The sequence below is a fragment of the Burkholderia dolosa genome (assembly GCF_902499135.1).
GTDB lineage: Bacteria > Pseudomonadota > Gammaproteobacteria > Burkholderiales > Burkholderiaceae > Burkholderia > Burkholderia dolosa.
Genome location: NZ_CABVPR010000091.1, coordinates 1 through 16,963, shown reverse-complemented (window position 1 = coordinate 16,963; position 16,963 = coordinate 1). Strand labels below are relative to the sequence as shown.

General features: G+C 68.0%; 16 protein-coding genes. 12 read left to right on the top strand and 4 right to left on the bottom strand.

Annotated features, from left to right (window positions below):
- Nucleotides 1-80: 80 nt before the first annotated feature.
- On the top strand, nt 81-1,496 hold the full coding sequence (locus BUB20358_RS26220; RefSeq protein ID WP_045552531.1) for an alginate export family protein: 1,416 nt from the start codon (nt 81-83) through the stop codon (nt 1,494-1,496).
- Between the two features lie 85 nt (nt 1,497-1,581).
- Here BUB20358_RS26220 and BUB20358_RS26215 read toward each other — a convergent pair whose 3' ends face one another.
- Nucleotides 1,582-3,183 carry an acid phosphatase gene (locus tag BUB20358_RS26215; protein ID WP_375136212.1) on the bottom strand — a complete coding sequence of 534 codons (1,602 nt, stop codon included), beginning with the start codon at nt 3,181-3,183 and terminating at the stop codon, nt 1,582-1,584.
- Between the two features lie 209 nt (nt 3,184-3,392).
- On the opposite strand from BUB20358_RS26215, the gene BUB20358_RS26210 reads away from it, so the two are divergent.
- The 3 genes from BUB20358_RS26210 (at nt 3,393) to BUB20358_RS26200 (ending at nt 5,754) form a co-directional block, all read left to right on the top strand.
- Entirely contained in the window at nt 3,393-4,778 is a 1,386-nt protein-coding gene (locus BUB20358_RS26210) for a cytochrome-c peroxidase (protein ID WP_035972570.1), read from the top strand.
- A gap of 107 nt (nt 4,779-4,885) precedes the next feature.
- Nucleotides 4,886-5,272, top strand: coding sequence for an RT0821/Lpp0805 family surface protein (locus BUB20358_RS26205; RefSeq protein WP_006764574.1), 387 nt, complete (start codon nt 4,886-4,888; stop codon nt 5,270-5,272).
- An 11-nt stretch (nt 5,273-5,283) separates the two neighbouring features.
- On the top strand, nt 5,284-5,754 hold the full coding sequence (locus BUB20358_RS26200) for an NUDIX hydrolase (RefSeq protein WP_035973368.1): 471 nt from the start codon (nt 5,284-5,286) through the stop codon (nt 5,752-5,754).
- Nucleotides 5,755-5,880: 126 nt separating this feature from the next.
- Here the strand turns inward: BUB20358_RS26200 and BUB20358_RS26195 are convergent, their stop codons facing one another.
- Nucleotides 5,881-7,590, bottom strand: a complete 1,710-nt coding sequence (locus BUB20358_RS26195; RefSeq protein WP_006764572.1) for a glutamine--tRNA ligase/YqeY domain fusion protein — start codon at nt 7,588-7,590, stop codon at nt 5,881-5,883.
- A gap of 253 nt (nt 7,591-7,843) precedes the next feature.
- Here BUB20358_RS26195 and BUB20358_RS26190 point away from each other — a divergent pair, with 253 nt between their 5' ends.
- The 4 genes from BUB20358_RS26190 (at nt 7,844) to BUB20358_RS26175 (ending at nt 9,979) form a co-directional block, all read left to right on the top strand.
- Nucleotides 7,844-8,053 carry an ornithine acetyltransferase gene (locus BUB20358_RS26190; protein ID WP_035972568.1) on the top strand — a complete coding sequence of 70 codons (210 nt, stop codon included), beginning with the start codon at nt 7,844-7,846 and terminating at the stop codon, nt 8,051-8,053.
- 153 nt (nt 8,054-8,206) lie between these two features.
- Nucleotides 8,207-8,761, top strand: a complete 555-nt coding sequence (locus BUB20358_RS26185; protein ID WP_006764570.1) for an RBBP9/YdeN family alpha/beta hydrolase — start codon at nt 8,207-8,209, stop codon at nt 8,759-8,761.
- Between the two features lie 211 nt (nt 8,762-8,972).
- Nucleotides 8,973-9,401 carry a L,D-transpeptidase gene (locus tag BUB20358_RS26180; RefSeq protein ID WP_035972566.1) on the top strand — a complete coding sequence of 143 codons (429 nt, stop codon included), beginning with the start codon at nt 8,973-8,975 and terminating at the stop codon, nt 9,399-9,401.
- Nucleotides 9,398-9,979, top strand: a complete 582-nt coding sequence (locus BUB20358_RS26175; RefSeq protein WP_006764569.1) for a hypothetical protein — start codon at nt 9,398-9,400, stop codon at nt 9,977-9,979. The genes BUB20358_RS26180 and BUB20358_RS26175 overlap by 4 nt, the downstream gene beginning before the upstream one ends.
- Nucleotides 9,980-10,012: 33 nt before the next feature.
- On the opposite strand, the gene BUB20358_RS26170 is transcribed toward BUB20358_RS26175, so the two are convergent.
- Nucleotides 10,013-11,233, bottom strand: a complete 1,221-nt coding sequence (locus BUB20358_RS26170; protein WP_006764568.1) for a CaiB/BaiF CoA transferase family protein — start codon at nt 11,231-11,233, stop codon at nt 10,013-10,015.
- A gap of 371 nt (nt 11,234-11,604) precedes the next feature.
- Here BUB20358_RS26170 and BUB20358_RS26165 point away from each other — a divergent pair, with 371 nt between their 5' ends.
- The 3 genes from BUB20358_RS26165 (at nt 11,605) to alaS (ending at nt 15,089) form a co-directional block, all read left to right on the top strand.
- Nucleotides 11,605-12,057 carry a hypothetical protein gene (locus BUB20358_RS26165; protein ID WP_035972564.1) on the top strand — a complete coding sequence of 151 codons (453 nt, stop codon included), beginning with the start codon at nt 11,605-11,607 and terminating at the stop codon, nt 12,055-12,057.
- Nucleotides 12,054-12,251, top strand: a complete 198-nt coding sequence (locus tag BUB20358_RS26160) for a hypothetical protein (protein WP_035972561.1) — start codon at nt 12,054-12,056, stop codon at nt 12,249-12,251. Before BUB20358_RS26165 ends, BUB20358_RS26160 begins: the two co-directional genes overlap by 4 nt.
- Before the next feature lie 210 nt (nt 12,252-12,461).
- Nucleotides 12,462-15,089 carry an alanine--tRNA ligase gene (gene alaS, locus BUB20358_RS26155; RefSeq protein ID WP_035972560.1) on the top strand — a complete coding sequence of 876 codons (2,628 nt, stop codon included), beginning with the start codon at nt 12,462-12,464 and terminating at the stop codon, nt 15,087-15,089.
- A 200-nt stretch (nt 15,090-15,289) separates the two neighbouring features.
- On the opposite strand, the gene BUB20358_RS26150 is transcribed toward alaS, so the two are convergent.
- Nucleotides 15,290-16,204, bottom strand: a complete 915-nt coding sequence (locus tag BUB20358_RS26150; RefSeq protein WP_035972559.1) for a LysR family transcriptional regulator — start codon at nt 16,202-16,204, stop codon at nt 15,290-15,292.
- Between the two features lie 124 nt (nt 16,205-16,328).
- Between BUB20358_RS26150 and BUB20358_RS26145 the strand changes: the two genes are divergently transcribed.
- The coding region (locus tag BUB20358_RS26145) for a YbfB/YjiJ family MFS transporter (RefSeq protein ID WP_174905139.1) at nt 16,329-16,963 on the top strand (635 nt) is incomplete at its 3' end.

Sequence of the window (16,963 nt, the reverse complement as noted above, 5' to 3'; positions counted from 1 at the left end):
GGCGCCGCCGCGCAGGAGCGCGCGTGACGCGGCGCAGTGCGGTCGCGCGGCGCGCCGGTCGCGTCGCGCGCGCCGCGCGGATGCCGATCGTCGCCGCGTCGCTGTTCGCCTGTGCGCACGCCGCGTTCGCGGAAACCGCGGCGGCGTCGGCGTCGCCGACCGGCGCCAGCGCATCGTCGTGCACCGCAAAACGGCCGGCCGTGCTGTTCAACCGCTGGCAGGAAGACTGGTCGGTGCTCGCGAATCCGTGTGTGCCGCGCGCGCCGCTCGACGCACTGAAATACGTGCCGCTCGGCGGCGATCCCGCTTCGTATCTGTCTCTCGGCGCGAACCTGCGCGAGCGCGTCGAGAGCAACGACGCGCCGCTGTTCGGAATCGGCTCCGCGCAATCGGATACGTACGTGATCCAGCGCATCGAAGTGCATGCCGATGCGCATGTCGGCCGGCACTGGCAATTCTTCGTGCAATTGCAGGATGCGCGTGCGTTCGGCAAGAACACGGTATCGCCGGTCGACCGGAATCCGCTCGATCTCGAACAGGCATTCGCGACGTATACGGGCGCGCTCGGCGGCGGCACGTTCAAGCTGCGCATCGGGCGGCAGGAGATGGCGTTCGACCTGCAGCGCTTCGTGTCGGTGCGCGACGGCCCGAACGTGCGGCAGGCGTTCGACGCGGTATGGACCGATTACGAATACGGGAAATGGCGGTTCATCGGCTATGCGACGCAGCCGGTGCAGAACCGCAACGCCTCCGATTTCGACGACGTGTCGAACCGCGACCTCACGTTCAGCGGCGTGCGCATCGAGCGGCAGTCGGTCGGACCCGGCGATCTGTCCGGCTACTGGTCGCGCTACAACCGCAGCAATGCGCGCTTTCTCGACGCGCGCGGCGTCGAGCGCCGCGACGTGTGGGACCTGCGCTACACGGGCACGCACGGCCGCTTCGACTGGGATCTCGAAGCGATGCTGCAGACGGGCACGGTGGCCGGCAGCACGATCCGCGCGTGGGCGCTGGGCTCGATCGCCGGCTACCGGCTCGATGCACGCTGGTCGCCGCGCATCGCGCTGCAGGTCGACGCGGCGTCCGGCGACCGGCAGCCGCACGACGGCCGCGTCGGCACGTTCAATCCGCTGTTTCCGAACGGCTACTACTTCACGCTCGCCGGCTACACCGGCTACTCGAACCTGATTCACGTGAAGCCGTCGATCACGCTGAAGCCAGCGCCGAACCTGTCGCTGCTCGGCGCGCTCGGCTTCCAGTGGCGCGAGACGACCGGCGACGCGATCTATCAGCAGGCGAGCCAGGCCGTGCCCGGTACGGCGGGCAAGGGCGGGCTGTGGACAGGGATGTACGTGCAGCTGCGCGCGGACTGGACGATCGCCGCGAATCTGATCGGCGCGCTCGAGGCCGTGCACTTCCAGGTCGGCGATGCGATCCGCGCGGCCGGCGGGCGCAACGCGGACTACGTCGGCGTCGAGCTGAAGTACGGGTGGTGACGCGCGGTTGCGCGCGCAACGAGAAAGGGCGGCCGCAGCCGCCCTTCGTGCACGCATGCCGGCCGTGCGGCCGGCGCGCTCGCCGTTACAGATTCGGCGACAGCTGCAGCGCGTTCGTCAGGTCGCCCATCGGCGGCGCGCCGTTGGCCTTCAGCGCGTCGTCGCGCTGCTGCAGGCCCGGCAGGCGCGGCAGCGAGAAGCGGCGCGTGATGAAGCGCAGGATCGACGCCGTGTCGTACTGCGTGTGATCGACGAAGCCCTTCTTCGCGAACGGCGACACGACGATCGCCGGAATGCGCGTGCCCGGGCCCCAGCGATCGCCCTTCGGCGGCGCGACGTGATCCCAGAAGCCGCCGTTCTCGTCGTACGTGACGACCACGACCATGTTCTTCCACTGCGGGCTCGCCTGCAGATGCGCGAGCACGTTCGCGATGTGCTGGTCGCCGCTCGCGACGTCCGTATAGCCCGGATGTTCGTTCAGGTTGCCCTGCGGCTTGTAGAACGCGACCTGCGGCAGCGTGCCCGCGTCGATCGCCTTGATGAATTCGCTGCCGTCGGTGCCGCCGTCGAGCAGATGCTGCGCGCGGCTCGCGGTGCCCGGCGCCTGGTTCGCGTAGTAGTTGAACGGCTGGTGGTGCGGCTGGAAGTTCGGCGCGGTCATGTTCGCGCCGTAGATCACGCCGGACGTGCCGCTCTGCGCGGCCTGCAGCGCCTGGCCCCATGCGCCGCCGTACCACGCCCACGACACGCCCGCGCTGCTCAGCAGGTCGCCGATGTTCTGCTGCGTCTGCGGCGGCAGCGTCGTCGCGGCTGACGGATCGGCGAGGTTCGGATCGCCGCCTGCCGGCGCCTTGTTGCCGCTCGGCTGATACGGCGGCTGCATCGTGTTGACCGCGTAGAAGTCCGGCGTCAGGTTGCCGGAGTTCACGAACTTCGGAACGCCGTCGAGCGCGGACGCCGGCGAATTGCTCGCGAGCTGCAGCGACTTGCCGTCCGCGTTCACGGCCGAGATCGAGCCGGCTGCCGGGCTCTTGTCCGCGTTCGCGTAGAACGGCGCGCACGCGCAGATCAGGTACTGGTGATTCAGGAACGAGCCGCCGAACGCGCCCATGAAGAAGTTGTCGGCGAGCGTGTACTGCTGCGCGATCTTCCACAGCGGCAGCTTCGACGCGTCGGCCGTGTAATGGCCCATCACGAGGCCGCCCGAATCGGCCCACGCGGCGAACATGTCGTTCTTGCCGCCGTCGATCTGCATCTGGTTCTCGTAGAAGCGGTGATACAGGTCGCGCGTCGTCACGTTCATCGACGTGTTGAAGCCGTTCGGATCGTCGATCGCGAACGGCGCGTTCGGCAGGTTCGCCGTCATCGCTTCGGTCACGGCGGGCGTCACGCCCTTCGCGGTCAGGCCGCCCCAGACTTTCGGCAGCGTCGCGAGCGGCTGGCCGTTGCGGTCCAGCTGCTGCGCGCTTGCGGCCGTCACGTTCTGCAGCCCGTTCGCGCCCGGGAAGTTGCCGTACAGGTTGTCGAAGCTGCGGTTTTCCGCATAGATCACGACGACGTTCTTCACCGCCGACAGGCCTTGCTGCTGCACGTCGTCGCCGCCGCAGGCGGTCAGGGCTGCGGCCGCGGCGGCAGCGATTGCGGTCAAGCGAATCCAGGCGTGGGTTTTCATCCGTTGTACTCTCATCTCTCTCTTGTCGCGTGGGGACCGGCGCATCGGTTGCCGCCGGCGTTTCGAAGCTGACCGTGGCGTGTCCGACCGCACGCATTTTGACGATGCGATTTGACAGCCGGGTGTAGGCGTCCTTTCGAATGCCTGTCGATCGGCCGTCATCGAACGGTCATGCCGCTGACATAAACTCCGGCCGCTCCTTCCATCCACTTTCCGACGAATCGATGAAGCTTCGCCAACCGGCAGCCGGCGCGCGTGCGCGTTCGTGGCTGCATCTGACCGGCGCGTTCGCGCTGGCGATCGGCGTGGCCGGCCTGGCCGGCTGCGACGGACGGCCCGCGGCGGGCGTGTCGTCCGCGCAGGCCGCGAGTGCGGCGAGCGCGCCGCGCGCCACGAATGTGAGCGCAGCGGCGCCGGCCGCCGCGAGCGCGATCGTCGTCGCGGCCGACCGGCCGCAGACGCGCGCGCAGGTCTACGAAGGCGTGCGCCGGATGACGGCGCTCGGCAAGCAGCTGTTCTTCGATCCGTCGCTGTCGGGTTCCGGCAAGCTCGCGTGCGCGTCGTGCCACAGCCCCGAGCATGCGTTCGGCCCGCCGAATGCGCTCGCCGTGCAGTTCGGCGGCGACGACATGAAGCGCTCGGGCTTTCGCGCGGTGCCGTCGCTGAAGTATCTGCAGGGCGTGCCGCAGTTCACCGAGCACTTCCACGATTCCGACGACGAAGGCGACGAGAGCGTCGATGCCGGCCCGACCGGCGGCCTCACGTGGGACGGCCGCGTCGACACGGGCGCGCAGCAGGCGCGCATTCCGCTGACGTCGCCGTTCGAGATGAACGGCTCGCCCGCGAAGGTCGCGCACGCGGTCAGGGCCGCGCGCTACGCGGACGAATTCCGCGCGGTATTCGGCGCGAACGTGCTCGACGACGACGCGGCGACGTTCGCCGCGGTGCTGCGCGCGCTGGAGACGTTCGAGCAGACGCCGGAACTGTTCTCGCCGTACACGAGCAAGTACGACGCGTACCTCGCGGGCCGCGCGCAACTGACGCCGGCCGAATTGCGCGGACTGCAGCTGTTCAACGACGAGAAGAAGGGCAACTGCGCGAGCTGCCACATCAGCCAGCGCGCGCTCGACGGCACGCCGCCGCAGTTCAGCGATTTCGGGCTGATCGCGATCGCGGTGCCGCGCAACCGCACGCTGCCCGTCAACCGCGATCCGCGCTTCTACGACCTCGGCGCGTGCGGTCCCGAGCGCACCGACCTGAAGGGCCGCGACGAATTCTGCGGGCTGTTTCGCACGCCGTCGCTGCGCAACGTCGCGCTGCGCAAGACGTTCTTTCACAACGGCGTGTATCACTCGCTCGACGACGTGATGCGCTTCTATGCGGAGCGCGACATCCATCCGGAGAAGTTCTATCCGGTCGTGCACGGCAAAGTGCAGCGCTACGACGACCTGCCGAAGCGCTATTGGCCGAACATCAACCGCGAGCCGCCGTTCGACCGCAAGCCCGGCGACCGGCCGGCGCTGAACGCGGCCGAGATCAAGGACGTGATCGCGTTCCTGAACACGCTGACCGACGGATATCAGCCGACGTCCGCACACGCTGCCCGCTAGCGCGGCGAGGCGCTGCGCGCATGCTATGCTCGGTCGCTGACGGCGCGGCGCGAGCCGGTTCTCCGGCATGCGCTGCGCCACCCGATCGAACTTCCAAGGAGAACAACATGTCGATGCGTGCATCCGTTTCCGGCGTCACGCGCGCGCTGGCCGGCGCCACGTTCGCAGCCGCCGCGCTGTCCGCCCATGCGCAGAGCAATCTGGGCTTCCTGAACGACACGCCGATCACGTACTTCAGCAAGGCCGACGTCGCATCGCTGACGAAGGCCGTCGCGCACGCGCGCGACGAAGGCAAGGACGGCGAGCCGACGACGTGGCAGAACACCGGCCGCCGCACGCGGATCGATGCGAAGCTCACGCCGGCCACGATCGACAAGGACGGCAAGACCTGCCGCGAGATCACGACCGAAATCGCCGCGAAGGGGCAGACGATGACGCTGCGGCCCGTTTACTGCAAGACGGCCGCGGGCAAATGGCAATTGCAGAAGCGCTGAACACGCGCGCGATGAAGCGCGGCGGCGCGCCGCGCACCGTGTCGTGCGGCGTCGTGATCCTCGATGCGGCCGGCCGCGTGTTTCTCGCGCACGCGACCGACACCACGCACTGGGACATCCCGAAGGGGCAGGGCGAGCCCGGCGAGACGCCGGCCGACGCCGCGTTGCGCGAGCTGCGCGAGGAAACCGGCATCGAGCTCGCGGCGGCGCGGCTCGTCGATCTCGGCCGCTTCGCGTACCGTCACGACAAGGATCTGCACCTGTTCGCGGTGCGCGTCGCGCACGGCGAGATCGATCCGGCGCACTGCACGTGCACGTCGCTGTTTCCCAGCCGGCGCGACGGTTCGCCGATCCCCGAGATGGACGCGTATCGGTGGACCGAGCCGGACGAAATCGATGCGTATGCGAGCCGCAGCCTCGCGCGGCTGTTTCATACGACGCTGCCGCTCGCGGAGCTGCATCGGCGATTGCCGGGTACGTAAGCGTCGCGGTTTTCGCCGGCGCTTCGAAGCCGCGCGCGCAATAAAAAACCGGCCAGCGGCCGGTTTTTCGTTGAACGGGCGAGGATCGCGGCATCGCGCCGCGCATCGCCGCGCGGTACGCGCCGGTCAGGCCGGCTTGCCCCAGCTGTCGCGCAGCCCGACGATCCGGTTGAACACCGGCTTGCCGGGCTTCGAATCGACGCGATCGGCGACGAAGTAGCCGTGCCGTTCGAACTGCAGGCGCGTTTCCGGCGCGACGTCGCCGGCGCCCGGTTCGACGTACGCTTGCGTGATCTTCTTCGAATCGGGGTTCAGCGCGTCGAGGAAGTTCGCGCCGCCCGCGTCCGGATGCGGCTCCTTGAACAGCCGGTCGTAGATGCGCACTTCGGCCGCCTGCGCGTGACGCGCGCTGACCCAGTGGATGTTGCCCTTGACCTTGTAGTTGTTCGCGCCTTCGGTGCCCGACTTGCTGTCCGGGAAGTAGTTGCAGTGCACGGCCGTCACGTTGCCGTCGGCGTCCTTGTCGAAGCCCGTGCATTCGATCACGTAGCCGTAGCGCAGCCGCACCTTGTTGCCGGGGAACAGCCGGAAATAGCCCTTCGGCGGATTCTCGACGAAGTCGTCGCGTTCGATCCACAGCTCGCGCGAGATCGGGAACGTGCGCACGCCGCGCTCCGGATGGTGCGGATGCACGGGCGCCGTGCAGGTTTCCTCGAGATCTTCCGGATAGTTGTCGATCACGAGCTTCAGCGGATCGAGCACGGCGACCGTGCGCGGCGCCTTGTCGTCGAGGTCGTCGCGCAGCGCGCCTTCGAGCACGCCCATGTCGATCCACGAATCGACCTTCGTCACGCCGATCCGCTCGCAGAACAGCTGGATGCTCTCCGGCGTGAAGCCGCGTCGGCGCACGCCGACGATCGTCGGCATCCGCGGGTCGTCCCAGCCGTCGACGTGGCCTTCGGTCACGAGCTGCAGCAGCTTGCGCTTGCTGGTGATCGCATACGTGAGGTTCAGCCGCGAGAATTCGATCTGCTGCGGCAGCGGGCGCGTGAACACGCCGGCCTCCGCGAGTTCGTTCAGCACCCAGTCGTACAGCGGGCGGTGATCCTCGAACTCGAGCGTGCACAGCGAATGCGTGATGCCTTCGAGCGCGTCCGAGATGCAGTGCGTGTAGTCGTACATCGGATACACGCACCACGTGTCGCCGGTGCGGTAGTGGTGCGCGTAGCGGATCCGGTAGATCACCGGGTCGCGCATGTTCATGTTCGGCGAGGCCATGTCGATCTTCGCGCGCAGCACGTGCTCGCCTTCGTTGAACTCGCCGGCCTTCATCCGGCGGAACAGGTCGAGGTTCTCGTCCGGCGTGCGGTCGCGGAACGGCGACGGCTTGCCGGGCTCGGTCAGCGAGCCGCGGTTCGCGCGCATCTCGTCGGCGCTCTGGCTGTCGACGTACGCCTTGCCGCGCTTGATCAGCAGTTCCGCGAATTCGTACAGCTTGTCGTAGTAGTCGCTCGCGAAATACTGGTGGTCGACCGCATCCTTGCGCCAGTCGAAGCCGAGCCAGCGCACGGCGTCGACGATCGAGTCGACGTATTCGATGCTTTCCTTTTCCGGGTTCGTGTCGTCGAAGCGCAGATGGCACACGCCGCCGTAGTCGCGCGCGATGCCGAAGTTCAGGCAGATGCTCTTTGCGTGGCCGATGTGCAGATAGCCGTTCGGCTCGGGCGGGAAGCGCGTCTCGACGCGCCCGCTCCATTTGCCGGTGCGGTTGTCGTCGTCGATGATGTTGCGGATGAAGTTGGAAGCCGCGGGGGCGTCGTTGCGTTCGGTGCTCATGCGGTGGCGTCAGGTTGGTCGGCGCGTCGCGCCGGCGGTTCAATCCCGTAATTCTACCTGACCGGGGTCGGTCCCGCCCGGCGCCCGGCCTGTCCGGCGCGGGTTCGCGCGTTCCGCCCCAATATCTCGATATTGTGTCGGCTGTAACACGACGTAAATCGGATTGCCTGCGTCGTTCGCGTTTTCCTATGATGGCGTCACCGATTCAATGCCGCCGTTCGGATCGCCGCGCGGCGGGAGGACACCAACAATCATGATGAAAAAGACCACTTTTCTCGTTCGCACCGCCGTGATCGTCGCAGTCGTGTCGCAGCTCGGCGCGTGCGCGATGACGCATACGCAGCGCAATGCCGGGATCGGCGCGGCCGCAGGCGGCGCGCTCGGCTATCTGATCACCGGCGGCCCGATCGGTACGGTCGCGGGCGCCGCCGCCGGCGGTCTGGTCGGCGCGGGCGTACGCTGAGCGCCGGCGAGCCGTGACTGCGCTGCGAGCGCATCACGGCCCGCGCTGCACATCCCTCCATTTTTCGACAGGCAGCATCAGGGAGGAGCGGTTGTGCGACACTTCGTCGACGCGATACGAACCTAACGACTCCATTCGTCGACGAATCCTTTCATGAGCGATCTCACCGTTCTCGTGCTGCCGGGCTACGGCAACTCCGGCCCGCTTCATTGGCAAAGCCGCTGGGAGCGCGCGGATGCGCGCTTCGTGCGCGTTCCGATGCCCGACTGGGAGCGGGCGTTCCGCAATGGCTGGTGTCTCGCGCTCGACCGCGCCATCGAAGCCGCACGCGGGCCCGTGCTGATCGCCGCGCATAGTCTCGGCACGCTGACGACCGCGTGGTGGGCGACGCGCTATGCGCGAGCGGACACGCTGCGCAAGGTTCGCGGCGCGCTGCTCGTCGCGCTGCCCGATCCGGCCGGCCCCGCATTCCCCGCGGATGCGCACGGCTTCGCGCCGGTGCCGTACGAGCGGCTGCCGTTTCCGACGCGCGTCGTCGCGAGCAGCGACGATCCGTACGGATCGCTCGCATTCGCGCGCGGCTGCGCGCATGCATGGCGCAGCGAATTCCACGATCTCGGCCCGCGCGGCCACATCAACGCGGACAGCGGACTCGGCGACTGGCCGCAAGCGCGCGGCTGGCTCGATGCGTTGGGGGCGACGGACTGACCGCCGGTCGTGGTTCATCGAATCGGACACGTTTCTTAACCAAGCGCGAATTTCATGCGATGCGTCGCGGCGCGCTGTGAGCGTTGCTGCCCGTACGATTGCCTTGGGCGCGACGCGCAACCGACCGCGCTTTGTGGCGAACCCCATGACTTTGTGATCGGCCAGGCCGATACAGTGACGGCCTGTTCAATTCGATCGGAAGGAGTGGGCCATGTCGAGCGGCTCGAGGCGGAATCAGCAGGTCGGCGGAAAAAAATCGTCGGCAACGAAAAGAATCGTCGTCGACCTGTCGAATCAGCGCGTCGAAGCGTTTGAAGGGGCGGCGAGGGTGTTCCGCTTCGATTGTGTGACTGGAGACAGTGAGCATCCGACCGATCGTGGCGCCTTCCGGATCATGCGGAAATATCCTACGTATCGCAGTCGCGCCTATGACGTGCAAATGGATTACGCGATGTTCTTCACGGAAGACGGCAAAGCGCTTCACCAGTACCACGGGCCGATGCCGCTGTCGCTTGTGAGAATGGCGCGCCATACCGTCAGCGACTGGTTCGGATCGCACGGCTGCGTGCGCGTCGCCGAGGCCGATGCGAAACGACTGTACGACTGGGCTCCGATGGGAACCGTGGTGCAGGTATCGTGAAGATCGCATCGGCAACGCGATTCGCGATTCCCTGTCTGGCGATGCTGCTCGGTGTGCTCGCCGGCTTCGGCTGGCGCAGCCTCGCCGACTGGACCGACCGCGGCATACGGATCGATCCCGGCACCGACTTACTCAGCGTGCTGCCCGACGAGGTGATGTCGCTGACCTATACGACCGCCGCGCTGACACTGACCGCGCAACGCTCACGGCCCGCGGCGCGGTTCGCTGTGCAGGTAACTTATGCTGACGGTCGTGCCCCCCGGCAATGCGTGGCGTCGGCGGATCTGGCCGCGCATCTTGAGTCGCTTTCGACGATCGTCGCGCAACGACAGGTCGATCTGGCCGACCTCGCGCGCGAATTTCCACGGCAGATCGGGCGGCTGGATATCCGCGATCGCATCGCGTCCGAGCCGCCGCCGTCGCTCGTCTTCCTGGCCGCGGCGGATTCGGACGCCGTCGCCGTCACCGTCGACAGTCTGTCGGCCGGGCACGGCGGTTACGCAGCCGTCGTGCGTTCGCCATCGCGCGCAGCGCTTGCGGCGCTGGCCGGCGGCTGCGATACGCTCGCCCGGCGCTGACCGGACGGCAGGCGACCCCGTTCCGGCCGCCGCTCAGATCGCCTGCTTCGCCCTCAACGTCGCGATCCGTTCATCGTCGTAGCCGAGCATGTCGCGCAGCACGGCTTCCGTCTGTTCGCCGAGCAGCGGCGGAGCCGAACGCGCATCGGGCGGCGTCGCGCTCATCCGGATCGGATTGCGTACGAGCTTCACGTCCGCGCCGCACGGATGCGGCAGCGACACCTGCATCCCGCGCGCGACGACCTGCTCGTTGTCGAACACCTCGGCGAGATCGTTGATCGGCCCGCACGGCACGCCAGCCGCTTCGAGCGCGTCGATCCACTCGGCCTTGCTGCGCACCTTCACCATCTCCGCGAGGATCGGCACCAGCGTGTCGCGGTGCCGCACGCGCGACGGGTTCGTCGAGAAACGCGCGTCGTCGGCGAGTTCGGGCCGGCCGCCGGCTTCGACGAACTTGCGGAACTGCCCGTCGTTGCCGACCGCGACGATGATCCAGCCGTCGCTCGTCTGGAACGTCTGGTACGGCACGATGTTCGGGTGCGCGTTGCCCCAGCGCACCGGCGGCTTGCCGCTCGCGAGGAAGTTCGTGTTCATGTTCGCGAGCAGCGCGACCTGCACGTCGAGCAGCGCCATGTCGATGTACTGGCCTTCGCCGGTGCGGTCGCGATGCGCGAGCGCGGCGAGCACCGCGATCGTCGAGTAGAGGCCGGTCGCGAGATCGGCGATCGCGACGCCGGCCTTCTGCGGGCCGCCGCCCGGCTCGCCGTCGCGCTCGCCGGTGATGCTCATGAATCCGCCGATTCCCTGCACGATGAAGTCGTAGCCCGCGCGGTGCGCGTACGGGCCGGTCTGGCCGAAGCCGGTGACCGAGCAGTAGACGAGATCGGGCTTCACGTCGCGCAGCGAGTCGTAGTCGAGTCCGTATTTCTTCAATTGGCCGACCTTGTAGTTCTCGAGCACGACGTCGCTTTGCGCGGCGAGCTCGCGCACGATCTGCTGGCCTTCGGGCGTCGCGATGTCGACCGTCACCGACCGCTTGTTGCGGTTCGCGGCCAGGTAGTACGCGGCTTCGGCGGTATCGGCGCCGCTTGCGTCCTTCAGGTACGGCGGCCCCCAGTGGCGCGTGTCGTCGCCGGCGCCGGGGCGCTCGATCTTGATCACGTCCGCGCCGAAGTCGGCAAGCGTCTGCGCGCACCACGGACCCGCGAGCACGCGGGTCAGGTCGAGCACGCGGATATGGCTGAGGGCACCCATCGTCGAATCGTCTCCTGTCGTCGCTGGCCTTGCCGTGCAAGGCCGATTGGCATGCCGAGCATCTTAAGGCGAATCGGCCGCGCCGGTGGTACGGCCGCGCATGCCGGCGTACGGGGCCGCTTTGCCCGGAAGGGCGCGCGGCGTCGATCGGACAGGCGAACGTACCCGCGCCGCGTCGATCCTTTCCACAATCGGAAACCATTTAACGCAGATACACAGATTTCGCGTGCGAGACGCGCACGCTTGCTGCATATGCGATTGCGGTGGCTGCCGTATTCAGTCCGGCGCCTGTGGCGACAAACATCATGGTTTTGCGATCGGCCGGGCCGGTAGATTGGCGATTCGCTCTATTCGACTGCGCGGAGAATTCAATGGTGGCGTGTCCCGGCTTTTACACCGCGTTCCGCGACAATATGGCGGCTTCGGGTCTGGATGCCCCGGCCAGTCTTTTCGGCACGTACCAGACGGCCGTCGGTACGCTTACGTTGTTGCTTCAGCCGCTCGCAAAACTGGGCGCCGGCGCGACCGTCGCCGAACTGATCGGCGCCACCGTGGGACTCGAAAAGCTCATGGTGGTGGGGGCATTGGGGGCGTCGTTCTACATCGGCGCCGCGATTGGCAGCCTGATCGTCGCTGCCGACAACGCGATGGTCTGCACGAGCGGCGTCGACGCTCGTCGAAGGGGCGCGATCTGGGCGGCGAGACATGGCCTGCCTATGCCTGCTACCGTGTCCATGGTCCTTTTTCATCACCCGGAGGTCATGCAGCCGGGATCGCGGCAGTGGCCGTACGCATTGCTTTCACGCGCACGGGCGGTCGCATGAAGTGGCTCGCGGACAAGGCGGCTCTTCTCGCGTCGGCGGTTGTGCTTGCCGGTTTGGCATGGGCGGTCTTGCACTTCGCCGGACAGTGGTATTTCGCGGTTGGGGCGACGCTTGCCGTCGTGCTGCTTTTCGTGGAGAACCACAAACTCAAGAAGCGCTTGCGCGAACTCGACGACAAGCCGCGCGGCCGGTAAGGGCGTCGCGCATGGCCGGTAAGGGCGTCGCGAAGTCGGATCAAGCGGCCGAATACGCGCGCAAGTCGGGCCTAACGGGCGGCGGCGGCGCCCGCGGGCCGCACACGGGGACCTATCCCGTATAATCGATCGTTTCAGAAACCTGCCGCCGTGCGCCCGCAAGGGCGGCCGGCGTTTGTAGCCGTCTCAGCCAGACTGTCCCCGCACGCCATGAAAGCTGCCGAAATCCGCGAGAAATTCCTCAAATTCTTCGAATCGAAGGGCCACACGATCGTCCGCTCGTCGAGCCTCGTGCCCGGTAACGACCCCACGCTGATGTTTACGAACTCCGGCATGGTCCAGTTCAAGGACGTGTTCCTCGGCACCGATCGTCGCCCGTACTCGCGCGCGACCACCGCGCAGCGCAGCGTGCGCGCGGGCGGCAAGCACAACGACCTCGAGAACGTCGGCTACACGGCGCGCCACCACACGTTCTTCGAGATGCTCGGCAACTTCTCGTTCGGCGACTACTTCAAGCAGGACGCGATCAAGTTCGCGTGGGAGCTGCTGACGACTGTCTACCTGCTGCCGAAGGACAAGCTGTGGGTGACCGTCTATCAGGAAGACGACGAGGCGTACGACATCTGGGCGAAGGAAGTCGGCGTGCCGACCGAGCGGATCATCCGGATTGGCGACAACAAGGGCGCGCGCTACGCGTCGGACAACTTCTGGACGATGGGCGACACCGGCCCGTGCGGCCCGTGCACCGAAATCTTCTACGACCACGGCCCGGACGTATGGGGCGGGCCGCCGGGGTCGCCTGAGGAAGACGGCGATCGCTACATCGAGATCTGGAACCTCGTGTTCATGCAGTTCAACCGCGACGCGCAGGGCAACATGACGCGCCTGCCGAAGCCGTGCGTCGATACCGGTATGGGCCTCGAGCGTCTCGCCGCGGTGCTGCAGCACGTGCACAGCAACTACGAGATCGACCTGTTCCAGAACCTGATCAAGGCCGCCGCGCGCGTGACCGAGGTCGCCGACCTGAACAACAACTCGCTGAAGGTGATCGCCGATCACATCCGCGCATGCGCGTTCCTGATCGTCGACGGCGTGATCCCCGGCAACGAAGGCCGCGGCTACGTGCTGCGCCGGATCGTGCGCCGCGCGATCCGTCACGGCTACAAGCTCGGCCGCAAGGGTTCGTTCTTCCACAAGCTGGTGGCTGACCTCGTCGCCGAGATGGGCGACGCGTATCCGGAGCTGAAGGAAGCCGAGCAGCGCGTGACCGACGTGCTGCGCCAGGAGGAAGAGCGCTTCTTCGAGACGATCGAGCACGGGATGTCGATCCTCGAAGCGGCGCTCGCCGAGCTCGATGCGAAGGGCGGCAAGGTGCTCGACGGCGAGCTCGCGTTCAAGCTGCACGACACGTACGGCTTCCCGCTAGACCTGACGGCCGACGTGTGCCGCGAGCGCAGCGTGACGGTCGACGAGCCGGCGTTCGACGACGCGATGGCGCGTCAGCGCGAGCAGGCGCGCGCGGCCGGCAAGTTCAAGGCGACGCAGGGCCTCGAATACACGGGCGCGAAAACGACGTTCCACGGCTACGAAGAGATCGCGTTCGACGACGCGAAGGTCGTCGCGCTGTACGTCGACGGTTCGTCGGTGAACGAAGTGAAGACGGGGCAGCACGCGGTCGTCGTGCTCGATCACACGCCGTTCTATGCGGAATCGGGCGGCCAGGTCGGCGACCAGGGCGTGCTCGCGAATGCGGCGACGCGCTTCGCGGTCGCCGACACGCTGAAGGTGCAGGCCGACGTGATCGGCCATCACGGCACGCTCGAGCAGGGCACGCTGAAGATCGGCGACGTGCTGCGCGCGGAGATCGACGCGCAGCGCCGCGCGCGCACGCAGCGCAACCACTCGGCCACCCACCTGATGCACAAGGCGCTGCGCGAAGTGCTCGGCTCGCACGTGCAGCAGAAGGGCTCGCTCGTCGACGCGGACAAGACCCGCTTCGACTTCGCGCACAACGCGCCGCTGACCGACGACGAAATCCGCCGCGTCGAGCAGATCGTCAACGACGAAATCCTCGCGAACGCGCCGGGCATCGTGCGCGTGATGCCGTACGACGAAGCGGTGAAGGGCGGCGCGATGGCGCTGTTCGGCGAGAAGTACGGCGACGAAGTGCGCGTGCTCGACCTCGGGTTCTCGCGCGAACTGTGCGGCGGCACGCACGTGAGCCGCACCGGCGACATCGGGCTTTTCAAGATCGTGATGGAAGGCGGCGTCGCGGCCGGCATCCGCCGCGTCGAGGCGATCACCGGCGACAACGCGGTGCGCTACGTGCAGGAACTCGACGCACGCGTGCAGGAAGCGGCGGCCGCGCTGAAGGCGCAGCCGTCGGAGCTCACGCAGCGCATCGCGCAAGTGCAGGATCAGGTGAAGTCGCTCGAGAAGGAGCTGTCGGCGCTGAAGTCGAAGCTCGCGTCGAGCCAGGGCGACGAGCTCGCGCAACAGGCGGTCGACGTCGGCGGCGTGCAGGTGCTGGCCGCGACGCTCGACGGCGCGGACGTGAAGACGCTGCGCGAGACGGTCGACAAGCTGAAGGACAAGCTGAAGCACGCGGCGATCGTGCTGGCGGCCGTCGAAGGCGGCAAGGTCAGCCTGATCGCCGGCGTGACGCCGGACGCGAGCAAGAAGGTGAAGGCCGGCGAGCTGGTGAACTTCGTCGCGCAGCAGGTCGGCGGCAAGGGCGGCGGCCGTCCGGACATGGCGCAGGCCGGCGGCACCGAGCCGGCGAACCTGCCGGCCGCGCTCGCGGGCGTCAAGGGCTGGGTCGAAGCGCGGCTCGGCTGACCGCACGACGCGTGACGCGCGAGCGTCACGCGTTCGAGCGACGCGCGATCCGTTGACGGGATCGACACGCACGACCTGATCGGCATGGCCGGTCAGGTCGTTTCGTTTTGGGAAGCGGCGAAAGCGGACGGTGCGTCGTCGCGCATGCATGCGCGCGGCGCGCGGCCGGTCGCGCACATCGCCGTGCGGTCGTGATCGATTCAGGCCGGCACCGCGACCGGTGGCTGCGCCGCATCGTCCTGCTGCCGCGCGGCCTGCGCGAGCGCGTCGCGCAGCGCGCCGAGCGCGGCCGACGCGTAGCCGTGCCGCCACGCGAGCAGCGTGTCGATCGCGTCGAATTCTGCGATCGGATGCTGCGCGATGTTCTCGACCTCCGGCTGCCGCGCGAGCACCGAACGGGGCGCGACCGCGATGCCGGCGCCCGCCGCGACGCACGCGACGATCGCGTGATACGAGCCCAGCTCGAGCACGCGCGCCGGCTTCATCCCGTGCGCCGCGTACCACTGCTCGACATATTTGCGGTACGTGCAGCCGCGCTCGAACGCGATCAGCGTCGGCAGCCGCACGTCGCGCGGCGTGCGCACCGGCGGATGGCCGCGCGGCGTCAGCAGCACGAGGTTCTCGCGAAACACCGGCACCGTGTCGAACGTGTCGGGCAGCGTGTCGGGCGCGGGCGGCCGCGCGAACAGCGCCGCGTCGATCTCGAAGTCGCGCACCTTGTCGATCAGCCAGCCGGTCGTGCCGGTCACGAGCTCGAGCGACACGTCCGGCCACGCATGGTGATAGCGCGCGAGTACGGCCGGCAGCCGGCTCGCGGCCGTGCTCTCCATCGTGCCGAGCCGCAGCCGCCCGCGCGGCGTGTCCTCGCGCACCGCGTCGCGCGCCTCGTCGGCGAGTGCGAGCAGGCGCTCCGCATACGGCAGCAGCGTGCGGCCCGCCGGCGTCAGCACGAGCCGGCGGCCGTCGCGCACGAACAGCGCCGCGCCGAGTTCCTCCTCGAGCTGCTTGATGCGCGTCGTCACGTTCGATTGCACGCGGTTGAGCTTCGCCGCCGCGCGCGTGACGCCGTTCTCGCGCACGACGGCCCGGAAAATCGCCAGCGCGGCCAGATCCATGGTTCTCTCCGAGAGATAAACGGATTCTCGATTATTCATTTTTCGAGAACGTCCGGTCAAGCTACGATCGAAGCATTCCGGTTTCCGTTCCCGTCGGCGCGTCGCGCGTCCGGCCCGTCACGCCATGTCCCATTCCGATGCGCGGTCCGCCCGCACGCTTTCGTCCGACGACACAGGCCGCCGTGCGCGCGCGGCCGCGCTCGCGTGCATGATCGGGCTCGCGGTCGCGCTCGGCGTCGGCCGCTTCGCGTTTACGCCGCTGCTGCCGCTGATGCTCGCGGACCGGTCGATCGATCTGAACGGCGGCAGCTGGCTCGCGTCCGCGAACTACGCGGGCTATTTCGTCGGCGCGGTCAGCTGCGCGGCGCTGCGCATTGCGCCCGCGCGGATGGTGCGCTTCGGGCTCGCCGCGACCGTGCTGCTGACGGCCGCGATGGGCGTCGGCCATTTGCTGCCCGTATGGCTCGCGGTGCGGTTCGTCGCGGGCGTCGTCAGCGCATGGACGTTCGTGTTCGTGTCGCAGTGGGGGCTGCGGCGGCTCGCGGAGCTGCGCGAGCCCGAGTGGGGCGGCGTGATCTACGCGGGGCCCGGTGCCGGCATCGTGCTGACGGGGCTGATCGGCAGCGCGCTGGCCGGCCATCGCGCGGCGCTCGGCTGGCTCGGTTTCGCGGCGCTGTCGGCGGTGCTGTCGGCCGCGATCTGGCGCACGTTCGGCAGCGGGCCGGCGACGATCGCGTCGCCGCACGGCACGGCGGCGAA

What these genes read in the sequence shown, in the direction of transcription:
- BUB20358_RS26220 (WP_045552531.1), top strand. Translation starts at nt 81, where the DNA reads ATGCCGATCGTCGCCGCGTCGCTGTTCGCCTGTGCGCACGCCGCGTTC.
- BUB20358_RS26215 (WP_375136212.1), bottom strand. Translation starts at nt 3,183, where the DNA reads ATGAGAGTACAACGGATGAAAACCCACGCCTGGATTCGCTTGACCGCA.
- BUB20358_RS26210 (WP_035972570.1), top strand. Translation starts at nt 3,393, where the DNA reads ATGAAGCTTCGCCAACCGGCAGCCGGCGCGCGTGCGCGTTCGTGGCTG.
- BUB20358_RS26205 (WP_006764574.1), top strand. Translation starts at nt 4,886, where the DNA reads ATGTCGATGCGTGCATCCGTTTCCGGCGTCACGCGCGCGCTGGCCGGC.
- BUB20358_RS26200 (WP_035973368.1), top strand. Translation starts at nt 5,284, where the DNA reads ATGAAGCGCGGCGGCGCGCCGCGCACCGTGTCGTGCGGCGTCGTGATC.
- BUB20358_RS26195 (WP_006764572.1), bottom strand. Translation starts at nt 7,590, where the DNA reads ATGAGCACCGAACGCAACGACGCCCCCGCGGCTTCCAACTTCATCCGC.
- BUB20358_RS26190 (WP_035972568.1), top strand. Translation starts at nt 7,844, where the DNA reads ATGATGAAAAAGACCACTTTTCTCGTTCGCACCGCCGTGATCGTCGCA.
- BUB20358_RS26185 (WP_006764570.1), top strand. Translation starts at nt 8,207, where the DNA reads ATGAGCGATCTCACCGTTCTCGTGCTGCCGGGCTACGGCAACTCCGGC.
- BUB20358_RS26180 (WP_035972566.1), top strand. Translation starts at nt 8,973, where the DNA reads ATGTCGAGCGGCTCGAGGCGGAATCAGCAGGTCGGCGGAAAAAAATCG.
- BUB20358_RS26170 (WP_006764568.1), bottom strand. Translation starts at nt 11,233, where the DNA reads ATGGGTGCCCTCAGCCATATCCGCGTGCTCGACCTGACCCGCGTGCTC.
- BUB20358_RS26165 (WP_035972564.1), top strand. Translation starts at nt 11,605, where the DNA reads ATGGTGGCGTGTCCCGGCTTTTACACCGCGTTCCGCGACAATATGGCG.
- BUB20358_RS26160 (WP_035972561.1), top strand. Translation starts at nt 12,054, where the DNA reads ATGAAGTGGCTCGCGGACAAGGCGGCTCTTCTCGCGTCGGCGGTTGTG.
- alaS (WP_035972560.1), top strand. Translation starts at nt 12,462, where the DNA reads ATGAAAGCTGCCGAAATCCGCGAGAAATTCCTCAAATTCTTCGAATCG.
- BUB20358_RS26150 (WP_035972559.1), bottom strand. Translation starts at nt 16,204, where the DNA reads ATGGATCTGGCCGCGCTGGCGATTTTCCGGGCCGTCGTGCGCGAGAAC.